This is a genomic window from Streptomyces africanus, assembly GCF_002150735.1.
Taxonomy (GTDB): Bacteria; Actinomycetota; Actinomycetes; order Streptomycetales; family Streptomycetaceae; genus Streptomyces; species Streptomyces africanus.
This window is the reverse complement of the sequence record NZ_MUKA01000171.1, coordinates 1-4928: the sequence shown is the minus strand read 5'-3', so window position 1 is coordinate 4928 and position 4928 is coordinate 1. Positions and strand designations below refer to the sequence as shown.

Below are 4928 nucleotides of genomic sequence, written 5' to 3'. Positions count from 1 at the left end.
CCCCGCCTCTCACCCCGTACGCCGCCCAGCACGTCGTCCACCGGCTTCATGGGGTGACCGCGCACCCTCGCCTGGCCGCGACCGTTGCCGCCGCACTGATCACCGGCGCCTCCCTCCAGCAACTCGCCACCGCACGCCCTCGCGACTACGACGACGCTGCGGCCACGCTCGCCCTGCACGACCGCGCCCGCTACACCGACGGCTGCGCCGCCTACCCCGTGCCGCCCTGGGCGGGTGTCTTCCTGCGGGCCGCGGCCTGCTTCGCCCGGCTCGTATCCGGCGAGGACCAGGAATTGTTCGCCGCGCCAGGCAACCGTGCCCTCCTGCTGCGCGTGGCGGAGACGGCCAGGCTGCGCCCGCCCCAGCCGCCTGCGGCCCGTCGCCAAGGCACGGCCGGCCATGTGGAGTGGGACTGGCGCGAGCGGCAGGAGGCCACAAGGTACGAAGCGATGCTGGCCGTACGCACCTGGCCCTCGCGGCGCTGAACGCCCTGACGCGTCCGATCGAAGGGGCAGGCTCATCCGATCGAGAAGTCGGCGAACTCGAGGTCGCTGAAGGCGATGTGCAGGCCGTGGGCGCGGCGGCCCCCGTCGCGGAAGTAGGCATGCCCCAGCGCGCGGGCGAGGATCACTAACTGCTGCTGCTCGCCCGCACCGGCGTCCCGGGCGGCGAACAACTCCCGGGCGACCTCTCCCGGCAGGTATTGGGTGATCCACCGCACCCGCGGATCGTCCGAGGAGCCGGCCGCAGCAGCGAACCCGAATCGCGCCCTGGTGTGGAAGACGAAGCCCTCCGCTTCGGCCTGGGCACGTCGGCGGGCCCGTATCCGGGGCTGCCACCGAGCCAGGACCGCTTCCTCGATCGCCCGGAGATACAGCGGACCCGGCGGGCGACGCGCTCCGGGCTTCTTCGTCACCCACCTCTGCACGGTGCGCTGCGACACTCCAAGGACCGCGGCCACCCTCCGGGTGGAATGCCGATGTGCTGCCAGCAGAAACCGCAGGCGAGCCTCGGTGCTCAAGGGAACGGGCCGGGCGCGCAACGCCTGCTCCAGCCCCTGCTCGATATGCCCCACGTCCGCCTCTCGAAGCGGCCAGTCGACAGGCCGGCATCTGCAGCCCAGGGCATCAGTCCTCCCACGCTGTCTGCCCCCTGACCGCCGTTTCCGGCATTCCCGTGACATCACCAACTGGCGTCGGCTACGAGAGCCCCGGGAGAGCGCCGATGACAGAGCGGGCTATGCCCAGCGCATGCCGATGCGGGAGAGCTGTTCCACGCGTTCCGGTGACAGTGTCGCGGCCCGCGAGCGCTGGTTGCCGATCCATGCCCCCAGCTTGAGCTCTCGCTGCCCCTGGTCCTCGCCGCTGTCACCGTCTTCGGCGCCACCGATGACGATCCGTTCAATGTGCTTCCTCGGCACCCGAAGGTGCCCCTCACGTTCGTAGAACTGGCGGGCGGCGTCGTAGTTCATGGCCCACTTGTCGGCCTGCCTGGTCCGTGGCTTGGGTTTCTCGTTTTCGTCGGCGGGTTGGATGCCGAGGATGTGTTCGCACATCCACTGCTGCACGGTGGTGAGGTTGTCCCAGCCGTACCGGACCGAGCGCACCCACCGCCCGAGGTCCTCGCCCTGGTGCACGACCTCACCCGGCTCCATCGGCAGCGTGCCGCCAGCCTCCAGGTGCAGGCGGACCAGATGGAAGGCGCGCTGCCACTCCACTGGCCAAGCCGGACACCAGGAGGGATCGATGTCCTCGAGCTGCTCGCGGCGCTCCTGCGACAGCGCGCCGGCCGACGACTGAACCGGTAGCCCTGCGGCACGCCGCTGCTCGATCTCGGCAGCCTTCCGGGCGTTGGCTCGCGCGTTCTTCAGCCAGATGCCCACCCGGTAGCCCTGGTAGGTGGCGTCGAGTGGGGCCAGGAGGTGGCCCGTCTCGGCTGCCCACCCGCGCGCCGCTGCGAGTCCTTCTTCCCAGGCGACGTCGTAGTGGGACCAGATCATGCCGAGCTTCGCCAGCTGTGCGATGCGGTCTTCGTCCATCTCCCCGCGGGCGTAGAACCTTCGCGCGTCGGCGATCCATTGCCCCAGCGGGAAGGATGCGAGGGAGGCTGGCCATCCCTCGGCTTCCGCTTCCTGGTCGCTGCGGTCGGGGACGCGGTAGGTGAAGGGGACTCTCAGGTCGTCGCGGAGTCGGTGGTAGATGGTGGCGGCTTCGATGCCGCGTCGCCAGTGTTGGTGTTCGGGGTTGAGGACGCGCAGGTTGATGAAGGCGGCGAGCTGGGCGGGGTCGCGGGGGGTGCTGAATTTCAGCAGCTCTCTGGCCGGCACTGACAGACCACGGTCGCTTCGGTCGCTGCCAGCTGCTTCGTCTTCCTCGGGCCCGCTGCGGCTCTGTACGCCCCTGACGCGGCTTTGTGCCTGCTGCTGCGCCAGCGCCTCCACGACCCGGGCGTCGTGTGCCCTGAGCGCCTCCAGCAGCTTCGCCAGGCCGCCGAACGCCCGGGAGGTGAGCATGTTGTCGACCGTCTCTCCGGGCCCGAGCAGGACGGGCACCACGAGCGAGGCGACCTTCCCCTCGCCGGACTGCATCCTTAGCGCCCGGCCTACGGCTTGGACGAGGTCGGGCATGGAGCCGCGTACGTCGGCGAAGTACACGGAGTCACAGTTGCGGGTGTCTACGCCTTCGCCCAGGACTTTCACGGATCCCAGGTAGCCCTTCTCGACGACTGTGCCGTCCGTGGCGATCCCGTCGGCGAACTCCGTCAGTACTCGGCGCCGGTGCCCCGGCTTGTGATCGCCGCACAGCCAGTTGGCCCAGATCGTCCTGGGGTACAGCTCCGGATCGGCGGCGTGCAGCTGTGCGGCGACGTCGGGAAGACCGGCCGCGAAGGCCTCGGCCTCGCGGACGACATGGTGGAAGACGAGCGTGCGGCGGAAGCCTTCCTGGGCCGATGCCTTCACCAGGGCGGTCTGCAGGGCGGCGAGTCGCACGCCGCGCACCTGCTCGGAGCGCGCGTCTTCGCCCAGGAGCTGGGCGGCCTGGAGCTGGGTGTCGGTGATGTCCACACACACCACCTGGTAGGGGGCACAAATTCCCCTGTCGATGGCATCCGAGAGAGTCAAAGTGAACGCCCTGCTGCCGAACGGCCCGGCAGGGTCGTCCTCCATGCTCGCCACCAGCTCGCCCGGCGCGCCCTGGTCGGCGTCCTCGTCCAGCTGCCACAGCCGGGGCGTGGCGGTCATGTACAGGCGGCGGAGGGCGGGGATGCGGGTGTTGTCGTGGACGACTGCCCACGGCTTCCCGATCCGGCCCGAACACCGGTGGGCTTCGTCCACGACGATCAGGTCCCACCCGGGAAGGCCGGCCTTGTGTGCGCGCTCCAGGGTGCCCAGTCCGAGAGAGGCGTACGTGGCGAACACCGTGACCTTGTCGAACGGCCGTACCCAGTCGACCAGCTCGTCCACGTCCGTGGTGTTGGGGAAGGACACCTCCTCGCCCCGGAGGGACGACACCCCGATCATCGGCCCGGTGCGGCCTCCCTCGCGCCACGCGGCTTCGGTCTGGGCAAGCAGGTCGAGGGAGGGTACGAGCACCAGCACTCGGCCCGCCCGGAGCTCCTCGGCGCTCCGAGCGGCCACGAGGGTCTTGCCAGTCCCGGTCGCCATGATCACCTGAGTGCGGAGTCCCCGCGGAGGCACAGTCGATCGTGCAGGCAATTCGAGTGCCCGGAGTACCGCGTCCACGGCTTCCCGCTGGTGGGGACGGAGGTTTTTCATCGCCATTTCAGTCTGCCTTCTCCTGCACGCTGAACGAAGGGCTGCACATGGTGAGGAGCGGCAACGCGCACCCACACAACGCAAGATGGACTGCGTCCCTTCGTCGAGAAACCAGGCTCACCTTCCTGATCCAGAACGGAAGATCACGCTGGAAGCGCCTCCTGACACCCACAGACCTGGAGCCACCTGATTCCAGAGTCTATCGCACCCTGAAAACGAAGCACACTTCTTCATGAACCCACATCAGCCCTGGCGAATCAGCACTGACTCGATGGGTACTCAATTTCTCTCATTGTCCGCCCTGCCTTGGAGCGCCATGACACAGAAGACTGAGGACGAGATGGGCAACCGGTTCTGCAAAGCGTGTGGCACTCCGGCCGAAGACGGGAGGCTGTGCAAGCACTGCGGCACCGTTCTGGACTTTCCTGACGAGGCAGGTCTGATCGAAGACCAAGGTGCGGGAGTGCGACACGATTTCGAGGGACGGACCGGGCCGCGAGACCAAGGGTGACCGGATCAGAGGTACGCGTCCGTGTCCGCCTAGACCGCCTCCCCTCATGTCTGCGGGGGCGAAGCCGGGGCATACGGGCTTCACCCCCTTGAGAGGAGTTCGATTCATGGTTGGCATCGTCGCGGCAGTGTTGTTCTTCGTTGCGTTTCTGATCAACGCGGCGGACATCAGCACCAACGATGTGTTCTCTTCGACGAACGTCATGCTGCTGGGACTGATGTGTCTGGCTCTGCATATGGCCGGGGTCGGGACCAGTTGGGCCCGCAGACGCTGACCCTGGTGTTCGGCGCATCTGTTGGCAGTCCGTCAGCAGATGCGCCGAACACCAGGCAAGACCCCCCGCGCCTGTAACCAGCTGGCCCGCGCCGGCGGGCCGAAAGGTCCTGGAGGCGTAGCCGGAGGGACCGTCAGGCGGGGGAGCGCAGCGGACCCGCCGGCCAGGCTGGAGCGAAGCGGAAGCCTAGTAGCGGGACGAAGTCCCGCCAGTCCGGGAGCGCAGCGGAAGGACTGTCAATCTCTGTGCGCAGCACAGAGATTGAGCGGGAGGCGCAGCCTCCCCGCCAGCGCTCACGCGGAGCGTGAGCGCAACCCCCGCGCGAAGCGCGGGGGTTCGTTTTCTCCGGGCGCAGCCCGGAGGGGACC

Annotated in this window: 3 protein-coding genes and 1 pseudogene; 2 read left to right on the top strand and 2 right to left on the bottom strand. The window is 68.5% G+C overall.

Annotated elements, in window-relative coordinates; all coding sequences use genetic code 11:
• Positions 1-485: pseudogene (locus CCL05_RS21205) on the top strand (hypothetical protein); the annotation flags it as partial.
• A gap of 32 nt (positions 486-517) precedes the next feature.
• Here CCL05_RS21205 and tpg read toward each other — a convergent pair.
• The gene (gene tpg, locus CCL05_RS47525; RefSeq protein WP_208641585.1) at positions 518-1183 is read right to left on the bottom strand and encodes a telomere-protecting terminal protein Tpg; all 666 of its coding nucleotides are present in this window, start codon (positions 1181-1183) and stop codon (positions 518-520) included.
• Positions 1184-1237: 54 nt separating this feature from the next.
• On the bottom strand, positions 1238-3781 hold the full coding sequence (locus CCL05_RS21195; protein WP_244204342.1) for a DEAD/DEAH box helicase: 2544 nt from the start codon (positions 3779-3781) through the stop codon (positions 1238-1240).
• A 611-nt stretch (positions 3782-4392) separates the two neighbouring features.
• On the opposite strand from CCL05_RS21195, the gene CCL05_RS45270 reads away from it, so the two are divergent.
• A complete protein-coding gene (locus CCL05_RS45270) occupies positions 4393-4560 on the top strand; it encodes a hypothetical protein (protein WP_086562065.1) in 168 nt (55 codons plus the stop codon).
• Positions 4561-4928 lie beyond the last annotated feature (368 nt).

Coding starts and splice junctions, on each gene's coding strand:
- tpg (WP_208641585.1), bottom strand. CDS start 1,183: ATGTCACGGGAATGCCGGAAACGGCGGTCAGGGGGCAGACAGCGTGGG.
- CCL05_RS21195 (WP_244204342.1), bottom strand. CDS start 3,781: ATGGCGATGAAAAACCTCCGTCCCCACCAGCGGGAAGCCGTGGACGCG.
- CCL05_RS45270 (WP_086562065.1), top strand. CDS start 4,393: ATGGTTGGCATCGTCGCGGCAGTGTTGTTCTTCGTTGCGTTTCTGATC.